Source organism: Nonomuraea thailandensis (assembly GCF_024172165.1).
Lineage (GTDB): Bacteria > Actinomycetota > Actinomycetes > Streptosporangiales > Streptosporangiaceae > Nonomuraea > Nonomuraea thailandensis.
This window is the reverse complement of the sequence record NZ_JAMZEB010000002.1, coordinates 2,768,152-2,791,486: the sequence shown is the minus strand read 5'-3', so window position 1 is coordinate 2,791,486 and position 23,335 is coordinate 2,768,152. Positions and strand designations below refer to the sequence as shown.

Here is a 23,335-nt window from a genome sequence, read left to right as displayed (position 1 = left end):
TTGAGCAGGGAGGTGAACAGCGGGGCGCCGCCGGTGACGCCGCCGGCCTGCTGGGCGAGCGCCAGCGGGGCGTGCTCGTGGCGCAGCAGGTCCGCGAGCTGGCCGCGCATCGCGCCGACCGCTTCGAGCACGCCGGGGCCGTCGGTGCGGACGCGTACCGGCAGGGTGTTCATGTGGGGGCCGGGGACGCGGTCGGAGCCGGCGCCCGCGGTCATGCGGCCGAACAGCACCGATCCGAACACCACGTCGTCGCGGCCGGACAGCACCGACAGCAGCCGGGCCCACGCCACGTGCATGAGGGTCGCGGGGCTGGCGCCGGCCCGGCGGGAGACCTCGCGTATCCGCCGGGCCAGGCCGGGCGGGAAGGGCACGATCTCGCGCACGGAGGCGGTGCCGTGGTCGCGGACGTCGAGCACGCCGTACGGGGCGGTGGGCTCGGTGACGTCGCCGAGCAGGCCGGCGAAGTACCGCTCGTGCTCGGCGCGGCTGACGGCGCCCCTGGCCTGGGCCACGAAGTCCCGGAACGGCATCGGCTCAGGCAGGCCGGCGCCGCGGCCCTCGAGGAACGCCCGCACCTCGTCGATCACCACTTCGAGCGCGGTGTGGTCCTGCGCCATGTGGTGCACCCGGATGAGGCCGAGCCATCGGCCGGTGCCGGGGACGGGCGTGACGTGGACGCTCATCAGCGGCGCCCGGCCCAGGTCCATGGTCCGGCCGACGTGCGCCACCAGGCGTTCGGCGAGGTCGCCGCCCTGTCCGCCGAGCGTCACCTCGTGCACGGGCAGCTCCGCCCGCCGCCACACGACCTGGACGGGCTCCCGCAGCCCTTGCCAGACGATCGAGGTGCGATAGACGTCGTGGCGGTTCACGACCTGCCGCAGCGCGCCGGTGAAGGCGTCCAGCCGGTCGCGGGAGTCGAACTCGACCACGGTGGGCTGCACGTAGGCGTCCTGGCCGGTCTCGGCGAGCAGGTGGTGGAACAGGAGTCCTTCCTGCAAGGGCGCGAGGGGGTAGATGTCGGCGACGTTCGCGGCGCCGCCCTCGACCGTGGCCACGACGCGGTCGATCTCCTGCGCGGTCAGCTCGGCCAGCGGCAGCATCTCCGGGGTGATCGCGGTGGCGCCGGCCGGGATCGCGTTGGCCGGCACCGGCACCCTCGCCTCGGCGGCCGACCGCGCCAGCCCGGCCGGGGTGGGCGCCTGGAAGAACGAGCGCACCGACACCGACACGCCACGGCCCTGCAACGCCGCCACCACCCGGATCGCCAGCAGCGACTGGCCGCCCAGGGCGAAGAAGTCGTCGTCCACGCCCACCGACTCGACGCCCAGCACCTCGGCGAACGCCGCGCACACCACCTCCTCCCGCGCGTCGGCCGGGCCCCGGCCGGTCTTGGCTGCGTACCGCGGGACGGGCAGGGCCCGGCGGTCCAGCTTCCCGTTCGCCGTCAGGGGCAGCGCCTCCAGCGCCACCACCGCCGACGGCACCATGTACTCGGGCAGCCGCTCCGCGGCGAACTCCCGCACGACGTCGATCGAGATGCCTCCCGACGGCACCACGTAGGCCACCAGCCGCACGTCCCCGGGCACGTCCTCCCGCGCCACCACCGCGACCTGCCCCACCCCGGGACAACCGGCCAGCACCGACGCGACCTCGCCCGGCTCGACGCGGAAGCCCCGCACCTTCACCTGATCATCCACCCGCCCCAGGAACTCCAGCTCACCCCCGGCCGTCCACCGCACCCGATCCCCACTGCGATACATCCGCCCGCCCTCGAACGGACACGCCACGAACCGCTCAGCCGTCAACGCCGCCCGACCGGCGTACCCCCGCGCCACCCCCGCACCAGCGACATACAACTCACCCGCCACCCCGACCGGCACCGGCTGCAACGCGCCGTCTAGCACATACACCCGCGTGTTGGCGACCGGCGAGCCGATCACCGGACCCTGCTGCGTCCCGATCCACGCCACCGCGGTATCCACCGTGCACTCACTCGGCCCATAGAAGTTGAACCCCTCCACCCCGCTACCGGCCAGCCGCGCCCACAACCCCGCCGGCACCGCCTCACCGCCCACACCCAGCAGCCTCAACCCAGCCCGCTCCAGCAACCCGTGCTCCACCAGGACCTGCGCATACGACGGCGTCACCTCCATGAAATCGACCCCGCCCGCCGCCAGCCACCCCACCAACCGGCCCGCATCCAGCCACGTCTCCCCGTCCACCACATGCAACTCACGACCCGCGAACAACCCCGCCAGCTGATTCCACGACGCATCGAACGACACCGACGTCGTCAACGCCACCCGGCCGATTCCCGCCAGCACAGCCCGCGCCGACCACTCACACAGGCTCACCACCCCGCGATGCGGCACCACCACACCCTTCGGCCGCCCCGTCGAGCCCGAGGTGTACACCACGTACGCCGCATTCCCGCCGTCCACCTCGACGCCCAGCGCGTCCGCGGCGTGACCGGCCAGCTCGGCGGCCACCGCCGGATCGTCCAACACCACCACCGGCGTCCCCGCCACCACGCCCGCCGTCCCGGCCGAGGCCAGCACCACCACCGGCGCGGCGTCGGCCGCCATCCACCGCAACCGCTCCCCCGGATACGCCGGGTCCAGCGCCACATACGCCCCACCCGCCTTCAACACCGCCAGCAGGGCCACGATCAGCCCGGCGCCGCGCTCCAGGCACACCCCCACCACCGACTCGGGGCCCACACCGCGTCCCGCCAGCAGCCGCGCCAGCCGGTTCGCCCGCGCGTCCAGCTCCGCGAACGACAGCGCCGCGTCGCCCGCCACCACCGCCACGGCCCCCGGCGCACGCCTCACCTGGGCCTCGAACAACTCCACCAGCGACCCCGCCGCCACCTCGGCCGCCGTGTCGTTCCACGCCACGAGAACCTGGTGCCGCTCGGCCTCGTCCAGCACCTCCACCGCGCTCAGCCGGGTGGACGGCTCGGCGGTCACCACGTCCAGCACGCCCGCCAGCCGTGTGACCAGCAGCTCGGCCGACCGCCGGTCGAACAGGTCGGCCGCCGCGACCAGCGATCCGCGCAACCCGCCACGTCCCGGGATCTCGGCCACCGTGAAGTCCAGGTCGAACTTGGCCGCCGCCGTCCCCGGCGCCATCCCCTCGGCCCGGACCCCCGGCAGGTCCAGCACCGCCTCGGCGTTGTTCTGGACCTTGAACATCACCTGGAACAGCGGATGCCGGGCCATCGACCGCGACGGCGCCAGCTCCTCCACCAGCCGCTCGAAGGGCACGTCCTGGTGCTCGAAGGCGGCCAGGCTGCGCTCCCGCACCCGCCCCAGCAGCTCACGGAACGTCGGGTCGCCCGACAGGTCCGTACGGACGACGAGCGTGTTGATGAAGAAGCCGACGAGGTCGTGCAGCGCCTCGTCGGGCCGCCCGGCGTGCACCGCTCCCATCGGGACGTCGGTCCCGGCGCCGAGCCGTGACAGCAGCACGGCGAGCGCGGCCTGCACCACCATGTACGTGGTGACGCCCTCGCGCCGCGCCAGGTCCGCCAGCCGGGCGTGCACCTCGGCCGGCACCTCGATCGGCACCATGTGCCCGCGATGCGAGGCCACCTCCGGGCGCGGCCGGTCGAAGGGCAGCTCCAGCTCCTCGGGCGCGCCGGCCAGCGTGTCCCGCCAGTAGGCGACCTGGCCGGAGATCAGGCTCGCCGGATCCCGCTCGTCGCCGAGCGACTCCCGCTGCCACAGCGCGTAGTCGGCGTACTGGACGGGCAGCGGAGGCCAGGCGGGAGCCGTACCGGTGCGCCGGGCGCGGTAGGCCGCGGAGAGGTCCGCCGCCAGCGGCCCCATCGAGGCCCCGTCCCCGGCGATGTGATGGACCACGACCACCAGCACGTGCTCGTCGTGCGCCGCGGAAGGCCCCCGCTCGGACGGCTCCGTCCCCGAAGGCTCCGTCCCTGATGGCTCCGTCCCTGATGGCTCCGTCCCTGATGGCTCTGTCACCGAGAACAGCCACGCCCGGATCGGCACCTCCGACGACAGGTCGAAGGCGTATGCCGCCGCGTCGGCGACCACGCCGGGCAGCTCCGCGGCGGTGACGCCGACCACCGGGAGCTCCCAGTCGACGTCCCCGGCCGGGAGGATCCGCTGGCAGGACTCGCCGTCCAGGACGGGGAAGACCGTGCGCAGCACCTCGTGCCGCCCGATCACGTCGCGGAACGCCGCGCCGAGCGCCGCCACGTCCACGTCCCCCGACAGGGACAACGACACCGGGATGTTGTACGTCGCGCTCGGCCCCTCCAGCTGGCCGATGAACCACAGCCGCTGCTGCGCGTACGACAGGGGCACCCGCTCCGGCCGCTCCATCGGCGCCAGCCCCTTGCGGGCGGCCCCGGCGCCGGCCAGCCGGGCGGCGAGCCGCGCGACCGTGGACGCCTCGAACAGGTCCTTCAACGGCACTTCCACGCCGAGCACCGCCCGGATCCGGCTGATCAGCCGCACCGCCAGCAGCGAATGCCCGCCGAGCCGGAAGAAGTCGTCATCGACCCCGACGCCGTCGAGGCGGAGCACCTCCGCGAACGCCTCGCACAGGATCTCCTCCTCGCGGGTGCCCGGCCGCCGCCCGGCGGTCACGGTGTACGCGGGGGCGGGCAGGGCCTTGCGGTCGAGCTTGCCGTTGACCGACACGGGCAACGCGTCCAGCGCGACGACGGCGGACGGCACCATGTACTCCGGCAGCCGCTCCCCGGCGTAGCGCCGCACGACCTGCGCCAGGCCGGCCGTCTCTCCGGAAGGGACCACGTACGCCACCAGCCGCACGTCCCCCGGCACGTCCTCGCGGGGCACCACCACCACCTGCCCCACCTCGGGGCAGCCGGCCAGGACCAGGCCGACCTCGCTGGGCTCGACCCGGAAGCCGCGGATCTTCACCTGGTCGTCGGTCCGCCCGGCGAACAACAGCTCGCCGTCGGCCGACCAGCTCACCCGGTCCCCGGTCCGGTACATCCGCTCCCCGCCCGGGCCGAACGGGCACGCCACGAACCGCTCGGCGGTCAGCCCGGGGCGGCCGACGTAGCCCCGGGTCACCTGAATCCCGGCGATGTGCAGCTCACCGACCACGCCGGGCGGCACCGGCCGCAGGAACTCGTCCAGCACGTACGCCCGGGTGTTGGCCACCGGCCGTCCGATCGGCACCGAGCCGCCCGCCCAGCCGGGCGGGCACTCCCAGGCGGTCACCTCGATGGAGGCCTCGGTGGGCCCGTAGTAGTTCTCCAGCCGGACGCCGTCCAGCACCTCGAAGAACCGCCGCGTCGCGTGCGCCGGCAGCGCCTCGCCCGAACAGGCCACCCACTCCAGGCCGCCACATCGCGCGGCGGCCGGCTCGGCCAGGAACACCTCCAGCATCGACGGCACGAAGTGCGCCACGCTCACGCGTTCACGGCGGATCAGCTCCGCCAGATAGGCGGCGTCCCGGTGCCCGCCGGGCCGCGCCAGGACCAGCACGCCGCCGTACAGCAGCGGCCAGAACAGCTCCCACACCGACACGTCGAACCCGAACGACGTCTTCTGCAGCACGCGCGTGCCCTCGGGCAGCCGCAGCCGCTCCTGCATCCAGGCCAGCCGGTTCAGCACGCCCGCGTGCGGCACCACCACGCCCTTGGGCCGGCCGGTCGAGCCGGAGGTGAACATCACGTATGCCGCGTTCGCGCCGTCCACCTCGACGCCCAGGGCGTCCGCGGCCTGACCGGCCAGTTCGGCGGCCACCGCGGGATCGTCCAGCACGACCCGCGCGATCCCGCCGGGCAGCCGCACGCCGGACGAGGTGATCACGCAGACCGCCCCGGCCTGCTCCACCAGGTACGCCATCCGCTCGGCCGGGTAGTCCGGATCCACCGGCAGGTAGGCGGCCCCGGCCTTCAGCACGGCCAGCAGGGCGACCACCAGATCGACGCCGCGTTCCAGGGACACCCCGACCACGGACTCCGCCCCGGCGCCGCGCGCGGCCAGCAGCCGCGCCAGCCGGTTCGCCCGCGCGTCCAGCTCGGCGAACGACAGCTCCGTCCCGTCGCCGACGACCGCCGTGGCGTCCGGGGCGGCGGCCACGCGCGCCTCGAACAGCTCCGCGAGCGTCCCGGACGGCCGCTCCGCGAGGGTGCCGCCGGAGGTGTCGTTCCACTGTTCCACCACCAGGTGCCGCTCGCCGGCGGCCAGCACGTCCACGCCGCTCAGCCGGATCGCCGGGTCGGCGGTCAGCGTGTCCAGCACCCGCGTCCACCGCGCCACCAGCGTCTCGGCCGACTGCCTGTCGAACAGGTCGGCGGCCACCCGCAGGACCCCGCGCAGCCCCGCTTCCGACGACAGCTCGGTCAGGCTCAGCTCCAGGTCGAACTTGGCCGGCGCCTGCCCGACCGGCAGCCCGGTGGCCCGTACGCCGGGCAGCTCCAGCGCCGCCTCACCGGTGTTCTGCAGGGTGAGCAGCACCTGGAACAGCGGGTGCCGGGCCATCGACCTGGCCGGCGCCAGCTCCTCGACCAGCCGCTCGAAGGGCACGTCCTGGTGCTCGAAGGCGGCCAGGCTGGACTCCCGCACCCGGCCCAGCAGCTCGCGGAACGTCGGGTTCCCGGACAGGTCGGTACGCAGGACGAGCGTGTTGACGAAGAAGCCGACGAGGTCGTCCAGCGCCTCGTCCATGCGGCCGGCGTTCGGCGACCCGATCGGGACGTCGTTCCCGGCACCGAGCCGTGACAACAGCACGGCGAGCGCGGCCTGCACCACCATGAACGTGGTGACGCCCTCGGCCCGCGCCACGTCCGCCAGCCGCGCGTGCACCTCGGCCGGCACCTCGACCGGCACGGTGTGCCCCCGGTAGGAGGCCACCGCCGGGCGCGGCCGGTCGGCCGGCAGCACCAGTTCCTCCGGCACGCCGGTCAGCGCGTCCCGCCAGTATCCGAGCTGCCGGGCGAGCACGCTGTCGTCGTCCCGGTCCTCGCCCAGCAGGTCCCGCTGCCACAACGCGTAGTCGGCGTACTGGACCGGCAACGGCTCCCACCGGGGGGCCGCGCCGTGGCGGCGGGCCGCGTAGGCCACGGACAGGTCGCGCGCCAGCAGCCGCCACGACCAGCCGTCGCCCGCGATGTGGTGCAGGACCACCACCAGCACGTGCTCGTCCGCCTGCTCCGACAGCAGCCACGCCCGGATCGGCACCTCGCGCGCGAGGTCGAAGACGTGACCCACCGCTTCACCGATGCGGCCCTCGACCTCCTCCGGGGTCACCTCGGTCACGGCCAGCTCCCAGGCGGGCTCCTCCACGACCCGCTGACGGGGCTCGCCGTCCACGGCGGGGAAGACGGTCCGCAGCACCTCGTGCCGCCTGATCACGTCCAGGAACGCCGCGTTCAGTGCCGCCCGATCGACCTCGCCGGACAACCGGAGCACGACCGGCACGTTGTACGTCGCGCTCGGCCCTTCCAGGCGGGAGATGAACCACAGCCGCTGCTGCGCGTACGACAACGGCACGTGCTCCGGCCGCTCCACCGCCCGCAACGGCTTGCGCGCCGCTCCTGCGTCCTCCAGCCGGCCCGCCAGCGCCGCCACCGTGGGCGCCTCGAACACCCAGCGCAGCGGCACCTCGATGCCGAGCGCCGCGCGTATCCGGCTGACCAGCCGCACCGCCAGCAGCGAATGCCCGCCCAGCCGGAAGAAGTCGTCCTCCACCCCGGCCTCGGCCAGGCCCAGCACCTCGGCGAAGGCCCCGCACAGGCTCTCCTCCAGCGCGGTGGCCGGCGCCCGCGCCGCGGCCGGCCGCTGCCCCGGCACCGGCAGGGCCTGGCGGTCCACCTTGCCTCCGGCGGTCAGCGGCAGCTCGGCGAGCACGACGACCGTGGCGGGCACCATGTGGCCGGGCAGCCGGTCGGCGGCGTGGCGGAGCACCTGGCGGGGGTGCACGTCGCTGCCCTCGACGAAGGCCACCAGCCGGTCCTCACGGGCGATCACCGCGGCCCGGGTCACCTGCGGATGGGCCGCCAGCACGGCCTCCACCTCGCCCGGCTCGACCCGGAACTCCCGGATCTTCACCTGGTCGTCGGTCCGGCCGAGGTACTCCAATTCTCCGCCGGCGTTCCACCTCGCGAGGTCGCCGCTGCGGTACATGCGGGCGCCGGGCTCGAACGGGCAGGCCACGAACCGCTCCGACGTCAGACCAGCCCGCCCCACATACCCACGAGCCACCTGCACACCCGCGATGTACAACTCCCCGGCCACCCCCGGCGGCACCGGCCGCAACCGCCCATCCAGCACATACACCCGGCAGTTCGCGATCGGCCGCCCGATCGGCACCCACTCGCCGACCTCAGCCGACGCCTCATACGCGCAACAGCCGACCACCGTCTCCGTCGGGCCGTACTCATTGACCACCACCGACCCCGGCGACCGCGCCAGCAGCGAGCGAACCAGAGCACCCGGCAACGCCTCACCACCCACCACCCACGTCCGCCCGACATCCTCCGGCACCGTCCCGGACGGCCGCGCCAGCCGGGACGGGACGGCCTTCACCAGCCCGCCGGCCGGGTCCTGCGCGTTCGTCACCACGGTCGCACCCGACGCCAGCGGCACCCACAGGCTGGTCACCGTCAGGTCCACGGCCACCGAAGCGCGCAGCGCCGCGCCCGCGCCCACCTCGTACGCGCCGGCCGCCCACCCCACGTAGTTCGCCAGCCCGGCCTGCGTCACCACCACGCCCTTCCGGCGCCCCGTGGAGCCCGAGGTGTACATGACGTACGCCGCCTGCTCCCCGGCCATCGCCCGCTCCGGCCGCCCGGCGGGGGCCGCCGCGAGCCGCCGCGCCGTCCGCGCGTCGTCGAGCACGAGCAGCCGCGCCGGCAGCTCCTGCGCGATCCGCGCGCTGGTGACGGTCAGCACCGCCCGGCTCTCGGCCAGCATGTACGCGACCACCTCCGCGGGCTGCCCGGGGTCGATCGGCAGATAGGCCGCCCCCGCCTTCCACACCGCCAGCAACGCGACGACCAGATCCGCGCCGCGTTCCAGGCACACGCCCACCACCGACTCGGCGCCCACGCCCTCACCCGCCAGCACCCGCGCCAGCCGGTTGGCCCGGTCCTCCACCTCGGCGTACGACGTCTCGCCCGGGTCCGAGCGCACCGCCACCGCGTCAGGCGTCCGGGCCGCGGCCGACTCGAACAGCTCCACCACCGCCGCGCCGACGTCGGCGCGGGTGTCGTTCCAGTCCTCCAGCACCCGCCGCCGCTCCCCGGCGTCGAGCAGCTCCACCTCGCTCACGCGCGTCGACGGCTCGGCGCCGACCGCCGCCAGCACCCGCGCCAGCCGGGTCACCAGGACCTCGGCCGATCCCCGGTCGAACAGGTCCGCGGCGGCGACCATCGTCCCGCGCAGCCCCGCCGGCGCTCCGTCCGCGTCGAACACCTCGCCGACCAGCAGTTCGAGGTCGACCTTCGCCGCCGACTCGCCCGCGGGCAGCCCGGCGGCCCGCACGCCCGGCAGCTCCAGCGCCGCCTCGCCGGTGTTCTGCACGTTCAGCATCACCTGGAACAGCGGGTGCCGGGACAGCGACCGCGACGGCGCCAGGTCCTCCACCAGCCGCTCGAACGGCACGTCCTGGTGCTCGAAGGCCGCCAGGCTGGACTCCCGCACCCGGTCCAGCAGCTCGCGGAACGTCGGGTCCCCCGACAGGTCGGCCCGCAGCACCAGCGTGTTGACGAAGAAGCCGACCAGATCCTCCAGCGCCTCGTCCGTGCGCCCTGCGTTGGTGGAGCCGATCGGAATGTCGAGCCCCGCCCCCAGCCGCGACAACAACACCGCCAGGGCCGCCTGCAGCACCATGTACGTCGTCACGCCCTCGGCCCTGGCCACCTCGGCCAGCCGCGCGTGCACCTCGGCCGGGATCTCCACCGGCACCGAGTGCCCCCGGTAGGAGGCGACGGCGGGGCGCGGCCGGTCCACCGGCAGCCGCAACTCCTCGGGCGCCCCCGCCAGCACGTCCCGCCAGTGGCCGAGCTGCGCCGAGATCACGCTGTCCGGGTCCCGCTCGTCGCCCAGGAGCTCCCGCTGCCACAACGCGTAGTCCGCGTACTGCACCGGGAGGGGTTCCCACTGCGGGGCCGAACCCGCGCACCGGGCCGCGTACGCCACCGACAGGTCCCGCCCGAGGGGCCCCAGCGACCAGCCGTCACCCGCGATGTGGTGCACGACCACCACCAGCACGTGCTCGTCAGGCGACGCCGAGAACAACCACGCCCGTACCGGCACCTCGGCCGACAGGTCGAACACGTGCCCCGCGGCCGCGCCGACGGCCTCCTCCAGCTCGCCGGGCGGCACCTCGGCCACCGTCAGCTCCCAGGTCAGCCCGGCCGCCGGCAGGATGTGCTGGTGGGGTTCGCCGTCCACGGCGGGGAAGATCGTCCGCAGCACCTCGTGCCGCCCGATCACGTCCCGCAGCGCCGCGTTCAACGCCACCCGGTCCACCTCGCCCGACAGCCGCTGGGCGATCCGGATGTTGTAGATCGCGCTCGGGCCTTCCAGCTGCCCGATGAACCAGAGCCGCCGCTGCGCGAATGACAACGGAATCATCAGGAACCCTCCCGGGTACGCATCGGCCGTAGCGCCGGTCTGGCCGGCTTGTTGTCCGCGAACTGTCGTGCCAGCTCAGCCACCGTCCGCGCCTTGAACAGCGTGCGCAGCGGCACCTCGACACCCAGCGCCGTACGCACCCGGCTGACCAGCCGCACCGCCAGCAGCGAATGCCCGCCCAGCGCGAAGAAGTCGTCCTCGACCCCGACCTCGGGCAGCCCGAGCACCTGGGCGAACAGCTCGCACAGCAGCTCCTCCCGCGCGCCGGCCGGTTTCCGCCCGGTGCCCGCCTGGTACGCGGGGGCGGGCAGGGCCCGGCGGTCGAGCTTGCCGCTGGTGGTGACGGGCAGGGCGGCCAGCGGCACGACGGCGGAGGGCACCATGTGCGCCGGCAGCCGCTCGGCCGCGAACGCGCGCACCGACTCCGCCAGCCGCGCGTCGTCCCCCTCCGGCACGACGTACGCGACCAGGGACTTCTCGCCCGGCACGTCCTCGCGGGCGATCACGGCCGCCTGGACCACGCGGGGGTGGGCGGCCACGGCCGCCTGCACCTCGCCCGGCTCGATCCGGAACCCCCGGATCTTGACCTGGTCGTCGCTGCGCCCGGCGAACACCAGCCGCCCGCCCTCGGTCCACCGCACCCGGTCCCCGGTCCGGTACATCCGCTCGCCCACCGGGCCGAACGGGTCGGCCAGGAACCGCTCGGCGCTCAGCGCCGGGCGGCCGGCGTAACCACGGGCCACCTGCGCGCCGGCGAGGTACAGGTCGCCGGCCACCCCCGGCGGCACCGGCCGGAGGTGGCCGTCCAGCACGTAGGCCCGCGTGTTCACGTTGGGCCGGCCGATCGACACCTCGTCACCCGACATCGGCTCGTCCGTCATCGCCGAGCAGACCGTCACCTCGGTCGGGCCGTAGGCGTTCACCAGCCGGCGCCCGGCGCCCCAGCGCGCCACCAGCTCCGGCCCCAGCGCCTCCCCGCCGGCCACCAGCGTCCGCACACCGGCCAGGTCCGAGGGCGTCAGCACGCTCAGCGACGAGGGCGGCACCAGAGCGTGGCTCACCCCGAGCCTGGCCACCACCTCGGCCAGCCCGGCGCCCGGCAGCAGGTCCTGCGCGTCGGCCACCACCAGGCAGCCGCCCGACCACAGCGCCACCAGCACCTCCCAGATGGCGGCGTCGAAACCCGGCGAGGCGAGCTGCAGCACCCGATCACCGGCGCCCACCTGCCATCCACCGGCGGTCACCAGGTTGACCGCACTGTCGTGGGTGACCATCACGCCCTTGGGCCGCCCGGTCGATCCCGAGGTGTAGATCACGTACGCCATGCAGCCCGGCACCAGCCGCCCGCGGCGCTCGCCGGCGCTCAGCGCCGCACCGGACAGCCCGGCCAGTTCCGTCACGACCGCCGGATCGTCGAGCGTCACCCGCCGCACGCCCTCGGGCAGCCGCCCGACGTGCGCCGAGGAGGTCACCACCGCCGCCGCGCCCGCGTCGGCCAGGGAGAACGCGAGCCTGTCCGCCGGATACACCGGATCGAGCGGCAGGAACGCGGCCCCCGCCTTCAGCACTCCCAGCACCGCGACGACCCACTCCACCCCCCGCCCCAGCACCACGCCGACCGTCGACTCCACCGTCACGCCCCGGCCGGCCAGCAGCCGGGCCAGCCGGTTCGCCCGCTCGTCCAGCGCCGCGTACGACAGCTCCCCCTCGCCGGAGGCCACCGCGGGCGCGCCGGGCGTGCGCCGCGCCTGCGCCTCGAACAGCTCGACCAGCGTCGCCGGCGCCACCTCCACCGCCTCGCCGTTCCACTCGGCCAGCACCCGGCGGCACTCGGCCTCGTCCAGGACCTCCACGGCGTGCAGCGGCGAATCGCCGTCCCCGTCCAGCGCCGACTCCAGCGCGGACACGAGGTTCGTCACGCCGGTCCGCACCAGCGCGCCCACCGCGTGGGCGTCGATCGGCGAGACGGCGTCCACGGCCAGCCGGAGGTCCTCGCCGTCGTCGCCGGCCAGCAGTGCGAGCGGGTAGTTGGTGCGCTCACGCGAGTAGACCAGCCGCACGCCCTCCATCGACTCGTCCCAGCGCTCGCCCAGGTCCTGCCCGGTGCTGCGCCGGTAGTTGAGGATGGCGGTGAACAGCGGCGTGTCCCCCGCCACCCCGCTCGCCTGCTGCGCCAGGGCCAGCGGCGCGTGCTCGTGCTCCAGCAGCTCGCCGAGCCTGCCGCGCAGCTCGAACACCGCCTCCCGGGCGCCGAGCGTGCCCGTGCGCACGCGTACCGGAAGGGTGTTGATGAACGGGCCGGGCACGCGGTCCGCGCCCAGGCCCGCGTTCATCCGGCCGAACAGCACGGTCCCGAACACCACGTCGTCCCGGCCGGAGAGCACCGCCAGCACCCGGGCCCACACCACGTGCAGCACCGTCGCGGGGCTGACCCCCAGGCGCCGCGACGCCTCGCGCAGGCGTCCGACCAGCTCCGGGGAGGCCTCGATCCGGGCGCGTACGACACCGGCGCCGTCGCCCAGCACGTCCACCACGCCGTACGGGGCGGTCGGCTCCTCGACGTCGCCCAGCAGGTCCCTGAAGTACCGCTCGTGCTCGGACCGCTGTACCCCGCCGCGGGCCTGGGCGACGAAGTCGCGGAAGGGCAGCGGCTGCGGCAGCTCGCCGCCGCGGCCGGTCATGATGGCGAGGATCTCCGCGAGCAGCACCTCCAGTGCCGTGCCGTCGCGCACCATGTGGTGCGCGCGGATCAGCACGAGCCAGCCGTCGCCGCGGGGCTCGGCCGCGATGTGGGTGTCGAGCAGCGGCGGCCGTCCCAGGTCCATGATCTGGCCGCCGGCCGCGACCAGCTCGGCCACCGGGTCGGCGCCGCCCGGGTCCAGGGTCACCTCGACGACCGGCAGTTCGGCCCGGCGCCACACCACCTGCACGGGCTCGCGCAGCCCCTCCCACACGTACGAGGTGCGGTAGATGTCGTGCCGGGCCACCACCTGCCGCAACGCGTCGAGGAAGGCGTCGAGCCGCCGCCTGGAGTCGAACCGCAGCACGGCCGGCATCACGTACGCGTCGTCGCCGCCGTCGGCGAGCAGGTGGTGGAACAGCAGCCCCTCCTGGAGGGGTGCCAGCGGGTAGACGTCGGCCACGTTCGCCGCGCCGCCCTCGACGGTGGCCACGACCCGCTCGACCTCGCCGGCGTCCAGGTCCACCATCGGCAGCAGGTCCGGCGTGATGGCCGTGGCGCCCTCGGGGATCAGGTTGGCCGGTGGCACCACCCGTTCGATGCCCGCGGAAGCGGCCAGCGCCGCCACCGTCGGCGTGTCGAACAACGTCCGCACCGACACGGAGACCCCGCGGGTCCGCAGCAGTTCGACCAGGCGGACGGCGAGCAGCGAATGGCCGCCCAGCTCGAAGAAGTCGTCGTCGACCCCGACCGCGGGCAGGGCGAGCACCTCGGCGAAGGCGGCGCACAGGGCCTCCTCGCGCGGGCTGGACGGCCCGCGCCCGGCTCCGGCGGTCGCGGCGCCGCCAGGGGCGGGCAGGGCGTGGCGGTCCAGCTTGCCGTTGGCGGTCAGCGGCAACGCGTCCAGCACCACCCAGGCCGACGGCACCATGTGGTCCGGCAGCCGCTCGGCCGCGAACGCGCGCACCGCCGACGGCAGCTCACCCGCGCTCTCCGCGTCCTGCGCCACCAGGTAGCCGGCCAGCCGCACGTCACCCGGCGCCGCCTCGCGGGCCACGACCGCGACCTGGTCGACGCCCGGGCACTTGGCCAGCACGGCGCGGACCTCGCCCGGCTCCACCCGGAAGCCGCGGATCTTGACCTGGTCGTCCGCGCGCCCGGCGAAGACCACCTCGCCGTCGGCGGTCCAGCGGGCCCTGTCGCCGGTGCGGTACATGCGCCCGCCGCCGAACGGGCAGGCCACGAAGCGTTCCGCCGTCAGGCCGGGGCGTGCGAGGTAGCCGCGGGCGAGCTGGGCGCCGGCGATGTACAGCTCCCCCGTCACCCCCGGCGGCACCGGTGCCAGGTGCTCGTCCAGCACGTACAGGCGGGTGTTGGCGACCGGGGTCCCGACCGGGACCACGCCACCGGCCCGCAGGCGGGTCGTCGCGACACCGATGGTGGTCTCGGTGGGGCCGTAGTGGTTGTACACCGCGCAGCCGCGCCGCTCGGCCGCCGCGAGCAGGCGCGCCACCCAGTCCGGGGCCGCCGCCTCGCCGCCCAGCACCAGCGTCCGCGCGGGCAGCAGCGGCTCCGGCTCGCCCATCGCCGCCAGGTGGGAGGGCACCATCTTCAGGTAGTCCGCCCGTACGCCGCTCAGCGCGATCGGGTCGGTGGCGGCGTCCTCCGGCAGGATGTGCAGCTCGCCGCCCGTGGTCAGGGCGGCGAAGACGACCGTGTTGCCCAGGTCGGTCGCCTGTCCCTGCACCAGCGCGTACCGGCCGTCCGCCATGCCCAGGCGGCCGGGCACCGAGGCGACGTAGTTGGCCAGGCCGGCCTGGGTGACCACGACGCCCTTCGGCCTCCCCGTCGAGCCCGAGGTGTAGATGACGTAGGCGGCCTGCTCACCGAGCGTCCGGCGCTCCGGCCTGGTGGCCGGCGCCGCGGCCAGGCGCATCCTCGTGAACGTGTCGTCGAGGGTGAGCATGCGGGCGCGGCCCGCCGGCAGCTCCTCGGCGACCTCCTCGCTCGTCACCGTGAGCACGGCGCGGCTGTCGTCGAGCAGGTACGCGATCCGCTCCACCGGCTGCCGCGGGTCGATCGGCACGTACGCCGCCCCGGCCTTCCACACCGCCAGCACCGCCACGATCAGGTCGGCGCCCCGCTCCAGGCACACCCCCACCACCGACTCGGGCCGGACGCCCTCGCCGATCAGGACGTGCGCCAGCCGGTTCGCCCGCTCGTCCAGCTCGCCGTACGGGATCCGGGCGCCGTCTGCCACCACCGCGACCGCATCGGGTTCCTGGGCCTCGAACGACTCCAGCACCAGGGTCGGGCCGGTGTCGGTGCCGGTGTCGTTCCACTCCTCCAGCACCCGCCGCCGTCCCGCCTCGTCGAGCACGTCCACGCTGCTCAGCGGCGGCTCGTTCGCGCCGTCCAGCGCCCGCTCCAGCGCGGCCACGAGGTTGCCGGTGGCGGTGCGGACCAGCAGTCCCACGCTCCGGGCGTCGATCGGGGCGACCGCGTCGACGGCCACCGACATGCTGTCGCCGTTGTCATCGATGAGCACGACGAGGGGGTAGTTGGTGCGCTCGCGGACCAGCAGCAGCCGCGCCCCCTCCATCTCCCCGTCCACGCCGGCGCCGGTGTTGTGCCGGTAGTTGAGGAAGGAGGTGAACAGCGGCGCGTCACCCGCCACCCCGCTGGCCTGCTGGGCGATGGTGAGGGGGGCGTGCTCGTGTTCGAGGAGCTGGGCGAGCTGGCTGCGCATGGCCGACACCGCGGCCAGCACGCCGAGGTCTCCGGTACGCACCCGCACCGGCAGCGTGTTCATGAACGGCCCCGGCACGCGGTCGGCCCCGGCGCCGGCGTTCATCCGGCCGAACAACACCGTGCCGAACACCACGTCGTCCCGGTCCGACGTCGCCGCCAGCACCCGTGCCCAGGCCACGTGCAGCACCGTCGCCGGGCTCACCCCGAGCCGCCTGGCCACCTCCCGCAGCCGTCGATGGAGGTCGTCGGCGAACGGCACCACCTCGTGCACGGTGTCGGCGCCGTCGCCGCGCACGTCCACCAGCCCGTACGGCGCCGTCGGCTCCTCGACATCGGCCAGCAGCCCGGAGAAGTACCGCGCATGCTCGGCGCCGGTGATCCCGTGACGCGCCTGCGCCACGAAGTTCCGGAACGGCAGCGGCTCGGCCAGCTCCGCGCCCCGGCCGGCCAGGAACGCGGCCACCTCGGCGAGCAGCACCTCCAGCGCGGTGTGGTCGCGTACCACGTGGTGCATGCGGACGAGCGCCAGCCACCGGCCGCCGCCCGGCACCGCCGCGAGGTGCACGCCCATCAGCGGCGCCCGATGCAGGTCCATCGCCGAGCCCGCCAGCGCCACCAGCTCATCGACGGGATCGGCGCCGCCCGCGTCGAGCGTCACCTCGCGCACCGGCAGCACGGCGTGGCGCCGCACCACCTGGACCGGCTCCCGCACCCCCTCCCACACCAGGGACGTGCGGTAGATGTCGTGCCGGTCCACGACCCGCTGCAACGCCTCGACGAACCGCTCCACCCGCTCCCGGGAGTCGAACTCCAGCACCGCCCGCAGCACGTACGCGTCCTCGCCGCCGTCGGCCAGCAGGTGGTGGAACAGCAGCCCTTCCTGCAACGGCGCCAGCGGGTAGACGTCGGCCACGTTCGCCGCGCCGCCCTCGACGGTGGCCACGACCCGCCCGATCTCGTCGGCGGTCAGATCCACCAGGGGTAACATCTCCGGCGTGATGGCGGTCGCGCCGGCCGGGATGCGGTTCTCCGGAACGCTCACCTGCCGGGGCCCGGCCGCCGCGGCCAGTCCGGCCACCGTCGGCGTCTCGAACAACGCCCGCACCGACACCGGCACGCCGCGCGACCTCAGCAGCTCCACCAGCCGGATCACCAGCAGCGAATGCCCGCCGAGCCGGAAGAAGTCGTCATCCACCCCGACGCCGTCCAGCCCCAGGATCTCGCCGAAGGCCGCGCACAGCACCTCCTCGCGTGGGTCGGCCGGGGCGCGGCCGGTGCCGGCGGTGTACTGGGGCGCGGGCAGGGCCCTGCGGTCGAGCTTGCCGTTGACCGACACGGGCAGCTCGTCGAGTACGATCACCGCCGAGGGCACCATGTACTCCGGCAACCGCGCGGCGGCGAATTCCCTGACGGCATCGACCGAAATCTCGCCCGATGCCACCACATACGCCACCAGCCGCACGTCCCCCGGCACGTCCTCCCGCGCCACCACCGCCACGTGCTCCACGCCAGGGCAGCCGGCCAGCACCGAACTGATCTCGCCCGGCTCGACCCGGAAGCCGCGGATCTTGACCTGGTCGTCCACCCGCCCCGCGAACAGCAGCTCGCCCTCGGCCGACCAGCTCGCCCGGTCCCCGGTCCGATACATCCTTTCGGCCCGCCCGAACGGGCACGCCACGAACCGCTCCGCGGTCAGGCCGGGGCGGCCGGTGTAGCCACGGGCGAGCTGGATCCCCGCCACGTACAGGTCGCCCACCACTCCTACCGGCACCGGAGACAGCCGCTCGTCCAGCACGTACGTCCGGGTGTTGGCCACCGGCCGGCCGATCGGCACCGACTCCGCCCCCGGACAACACCGCCACGCCGTCACATCCACCGACGCCTCAGTCGGACCGTAATAATTCTCCAGCCCCACCCCACCCAGCACCTCAAAAAACCGCCGCATCACATGCACCGGCAACGCCTCACCCGAACACACCACCCACCGCAACCCCCCACACCGCACAGCAGCAGGCTCAGCCAGAAACACCTCCAACATCGACGGCACAAAATGCGCCACCCGCACCCCCTCCGCCTCAATCAACCCCGCCAGATACGCCGCATCCCGCTGACCACCCGGCCGCGCCAACACCAGCACACCCCCATACAACAACGGCCAGAAAAACTCCCACACCGACACGTCGAACCCGAACGACGTCTTCTGCAACACCCCCTCACCCGCCACCAACCCCAACCGCTCCTGCATCCACCCCAACCGATTCACCACCCCCGCATGCGACACCACCACACCCTTCGGCCGCCCCGTCGAACCCGACGTGAACATCACATACGCCGCACCATCCGCACACACCTCACCCAGCCGCCCACCCGACAGCCCCACCGCCTCAACCGGATCAACCCACTGCACCCCCTCCGGCAACCCACCCCCAGCCCCGCCCACCAACCAGCCCGCACCCGCATCCCCCAACAACATCCGAACCCGCTCAACCGGAAACCCCGGATCCACCGGCACATAAGCCCCACCCGCCTTCAACACCCCCAGCAACACCACCACCAGCTCAACCCCACGCTCCAAACACACCCCCACCACCGACTCCACCCCCACACCCCGCCCCACCAGCAACCGCGCCACCCGATTCGCCCGCTCATCCAACTCCCCGAACGACACCCGCTCACCATCCGCACCCACCACCGCCACCGCCCCCGGCGACCGCCCCACCTGCGCCTCGAACAACCCCACCAACGACCCCGACAACACCCCCACAGCCGTGTCGTTCCACTCCTCCACCACCAGACGCCGCTCTTGCGCTTCGAGCACGTCCACGCTGCTCAGCGGCGGCTCGTTCGCGCCGTCCAGCGCCCGCTCCAGCGCGGCCACGAGGTTGCCGGTGGCGGTGCGGACCAGCAGTCCCACGCTCCGGGCGTCGATCGGGGCGACCGCGTCGACGGCCACCGACGTGCTGTCGCCGTTGTCGTCGACCAGGACGACGAGGGGGTAGTTGGTGCGCTCGCGGACCAGCAGCAGCCGCGCCCCCTCCATCTCCCCGTCCACGCCGGCGCCGGTGTTGTGCCGGTAGTTGAGGAAGGAGGTGAACAGCGGCGCGTCACCCGCCACCCCGCTGGCCTGCTGGGCGATGGTGAGGGGGGCGTGCTCGTGTTCGAGGAGCTGGGCGAGCTGGCTGCGCATGGCCGACACCGCGGCCAGCACGCCGAGGTCTCCGGTACGCACCCGCACCGGCAGCGTGTTCATGAACGGCCCCGGCACGCGGTCGGCCCCGGCGCCGGCGTTCATCCGGCCGAACAACACCGTGCCGAACACCACGTCATCCCGGCCGGAGACCACTTCCAGCACCCGCGCCCAGGCCACGTGCAGCACCGTCGCCGGGCTCACCCCGAGCCGCCTGGCCACCTCCCGCAGCCGCCCGTGCAGCCCGTCGTCGAACGGCACCACCTCGTGCTCCGAGTCGGCGCCGTCGCCGCGCACGTCCACCACGCCGTACGGGGCGGTCGGCTCCTCGACGTCGCCCAGCAGTTCCGCGAAATAGCGACGGTGCTCGGCGCCGGTGATCCCGTGACGCGCCTGCGCCACGAAGTTCCGGAACGGCAGCGGCTCGGCCAGCTCCGCCTCACGACCGGCCAGGAACGCGGCCACCTCGGCGAACAGCACCTCCAGCGCGGTGTGGTCGCGTACCACGTGATGCATGCGGACGAGCGCCAGCCACCGGTCACCGCCCGGCACCGCCGCGAGGTGCACATCCATCAACGGCGCCCGGCGCAGGTCCATGACCGACCCGGCCAGCGCCACCAGAGCGGCCGCCGGATCAGCATGGTCCGGGCCGAGCGTCATCTCGCGCACCGGCAGCACGGCCCGCCGCCACACCACCTGGACCGGCTCCCGCAGCCCCTCCCACGCCAGGGACGTGCGGTAGATGTCGTGCCGGTCCACGACCCGCTGCAACGCCTCGACGAACCGCTCCACCCGCTCCCGGGAGTCGAACTCCAGCACCGCCGGAGTCACGTACACGTCCGTGCCGCCGTCGGCCAGCAAGTGGTGGAACAGCAACCCTTCCTGCAACGGCGCCAGCGGGTAGACGTCGGCCACGTTCGCCGCGCCGCCCTCGACGGTGGCCACGACCCGCCCGATCTCGTCGGCGGTCAGATCCACCAGGGGCAACATCTCCGGCGTGATGGCGGTCGCGCCGGCCGGGATCAGATTGCCGGGCACTTCTGTCTGCCCGGTGCTCACGGATGCGGCCAGGCCCGCCGGGGTGGGCGCGTCGAACAGGGCCCGTACCGAGACCGAGACGCCACGGGCGCGCAGGACCTCCACGAGCCGGATCACCAGCAGCGAATGCCCGCCCAGCCGGTAGAAGTCGTCGTCGGCGCTCACGCTCTCCAGGCCGAGCACCTCGGCGAAGGCTGCGCAGACGATCTCCTCGCGCGGGTCGGCCGGGGCGCGGCCGGTGCCGGCGGTGTACTGGGGCGCGGGCAGGGCCCTGCGGTCGAGCTTGCCGTTGACGGTCACCGGCAGGGCGTCCAGCACCACCACCGCCGACGGCACCATGTACTCCGGCAACCGTGTGGCGGCGAACTCCCTGACGGCATCGACCGAAATCTCGCCCGACGCCACCACATACGCCACCAGCCGCGCGTCCCCCGGCACGTCCTCCCGCGCCACCACCACGACCTGCTCCACGCCAGGGCAGCCGGCCAGCACCGAACTGATCTCGCCCGGCTCGACCCGGAACCCGCGCACCTTCACCTGATCGTCGGCACGCCCGGCGAACAACAACTCGCCCTCGGCCGACCAGCTCGCCCGGTCCCCGGTCCGATACATCCTTTCGGCCCGCCCGAACGGGCACGCCACGAACCGCTCCGCGGTCAGCCCGGCCCGCCCGACATACCCCCGCGCGAGCTGCACCCCGGCCAGATACAACTCACCCACCACTCCCGGCGGCACCGGCCGCAGGAACTCATCCAGCACGTACGTCCGGGTGTTGGCCACCGGCCGGCCGATCGGCACCGACTCCGCCCCCGGACAACACCGCCACGCCGTCACATCCACCGACGCCTCAGTCGGACCGTAATAATTCTCCAGCCCCACCCCACCCAGCACCTCAAAAAACCGCCGCATCACATGCACCGGCAACGCCTCACCCGAACACACCACCCACCGCAACCCCCCACACCGCACAGCAGCAGGCTCAGCCAGAAACACCTCCAACATCGACGGCACAAAATGCGCCACCCGCACCCCCTCCGCCTCAATCAACCCCGCCAGATACGCCGCATCCCGCTGACCACCCGGCCGCGCCAACACCAGCACACCCCCATACAACAACGGCCAGAAAAACTCCCACACCGACACGTCGAACCCGAACGACGTCTTCTGCAACACCCCCTCACCCGCCACCAACCCCAACCGCTCCTGCATCCACCCCAACCGATTCACCACCCCCGCATGCGACACCACCACACCCTTCGGCCGCCCCGTCGAACCCGACGTGAACATCACATACGCCGCACCATCCGCACACACCTCACCCAGCGAACCACCAGACAACCCCGCCAGCTCCGCCACCACCGCCGGATCATCCACCCCCACCCGCACCACACCCGGCAAACACGAACCAACCCCACCCGCCGTCACCAACCAGCCCGCCCCCGCATCCCCCAACAACATCCGAACCCGCTCAACCGGAAACCCCGGATCCACCGGCACATAAGCCCCACCCGCCTTCAACACCCCCAGCAACACCACCACCAGCTCAACCCCACGCTCCAAACACACCCCCACCACCGACTCCACCCCCACACCCCGCCCCACCAGCAACCGCGCCACCCGATTCGCCCGCTCATCCAACTCCCCGAACGACACCCGCTCACCATCCGCACCCACCACCGCCACCGCCCCCGGCGACCGCCCCACCTGCGCCTCGAACAACCCCACCAACGACCCCGACAACACCCCCACAGCCGTGTCGTTCCACTCCTCCACCACCAGACGCCGCTCCTCGTCGTCGAGGAGTTCGGCCCCGCTGACGCGGTCCTCGGCGGCGGCGCCCGCCAGCCACCGCAGCACGCTCAGATACCGCCGCGACACGTCGGCCGCCGCGTCCAGGTCGTGCAGGTCCGGGTTCACATCGACGTTGACCTGCAGTCCCGACCGGTCATAGAGGTCGATCCGGATCCCGTTGACGGTCCCGGTCGACAGGTTGTGCGCGGTGATGGCGCAGTCGCCGAAGCGCAGGTCGTAGTCGAACGACATGACGTTCACCAGCAGCCCGCACAGTTCGCCCTCGGCGACCCGCAGGTCGGTGTGCATGTCCTCGTACCGGTAGCGCTGCCGCCGCAGCCCTTCCCTGACCGCCTGGGCGGTCTGCCGGAGCAGGTCGGCGGCAGTGGTGCCGGGGTCGATGGTGAGGCGCAGCGGCAGGATGTTCGAGGTCATGCCGGGGATCGCCATCTCCCGCCTGCCGGCGCGGGCGCGTACGGGGATGCCGATGACGACGTCCCGTTCCCCGGTCATCCGGTGCTGGTAGAGGGCCGCCGCGGCGATGGACAGGCCGGAGAGGCTGGTCCGCAGGCGGCGGGCGGCGGTCTTGAGCCCGGCGGCCTCCGAGGGGGAGACGTCGTCGGTGTGCCGGAGGGGGGCCTGCTGGGCGCGGCGGATCCGGTTGGAGCCGCCGGCCGTGACGATCGGGAGGTCGGCGAGCCGGTCGAGCCAGTACTGGCGGTCCTGCTCGAAGTCGGCGGACTCGCGGTAGGCCCGGTCGGCGTCGAACAGCACCGACACCGGCTCCACGGCCCCTTCCTCGACCGGACGGCCCTCCAGGTACGCCGTGTACAGCTCCGCGCCCCGGGTGGCGATGAGCACGCCGCCCTGCCCGTCCATGGCGCAGTGGTGGGCCGAGGTGTACCAGTAGACGAGGTCGTCGGCGAGCCTGATGAGCGCGGTGGCGGACAGGCTGCCGCCCTCGAGGTTCACGGGCCGGTGCAGGTCGGCGCGCATCCACTCCTCTGCGGCGGCGCGCGGATCGGGCTCGGCGCTGACGTCGACGACGGGTACGGGGTAGTCGCGCACGTCGTGCACGTACTGCAGGGGGACGCCGTCGACCACCCGGAAGCGCAGCCGGAAGGTCTCGACCTCTTCCAGCCGCCGGCGCGCCGCCTGTTGGAGCAGCGCGAGGTCCACCTCACCGCGGATCTCCATGTACTCCGCGATGCGGAAGCTCCAGTTGTCCGGCGCGAATCGCTGGGCGTACCACATGGCGAGCTGGCCGGACATCAGTTCGCGGAGTTCGCCGTGAGCTGCAGCCAT

2 protein-coding genes (1 of these 2 cut by a window edge) are annotated in these 23,335 nt (G+C 73.7%); both read right to left on the bottom strand.

The genetic code is table 11. The annotated features are described in order from the left end of the window. Positions 1–10,583: the 5' portion of a non-ribosomal peptide synthase/polyketide synthase gene (locus tag HD597_RS16660; RefSeq protein WP_253743192.1), read on the bottom strand. The gene continues 8,473 nt to the left of window position 1, outside the view; 10,583 of the gene's 19,056 nt are visible here — the first part of the coding sequence; the start codon lies at positions 10,581–10,583; its stop codon lies beyond the left edge, outside the window. Then, on the bottom strand, positions 10,583–23,335 hold the full coding sequence (locus HD597_RS16655) for a non-ribosomal peptide synthetase (RefSeq protein ID WP_253743190.1): 12,753 nt from the start codon (positions 23,333–23,335) through the stop codon (positions 10,583–10,585). Before HD597_RS16655 ends, HD597_RS16660 begins: the two co-directional genes overlap by 1 nt.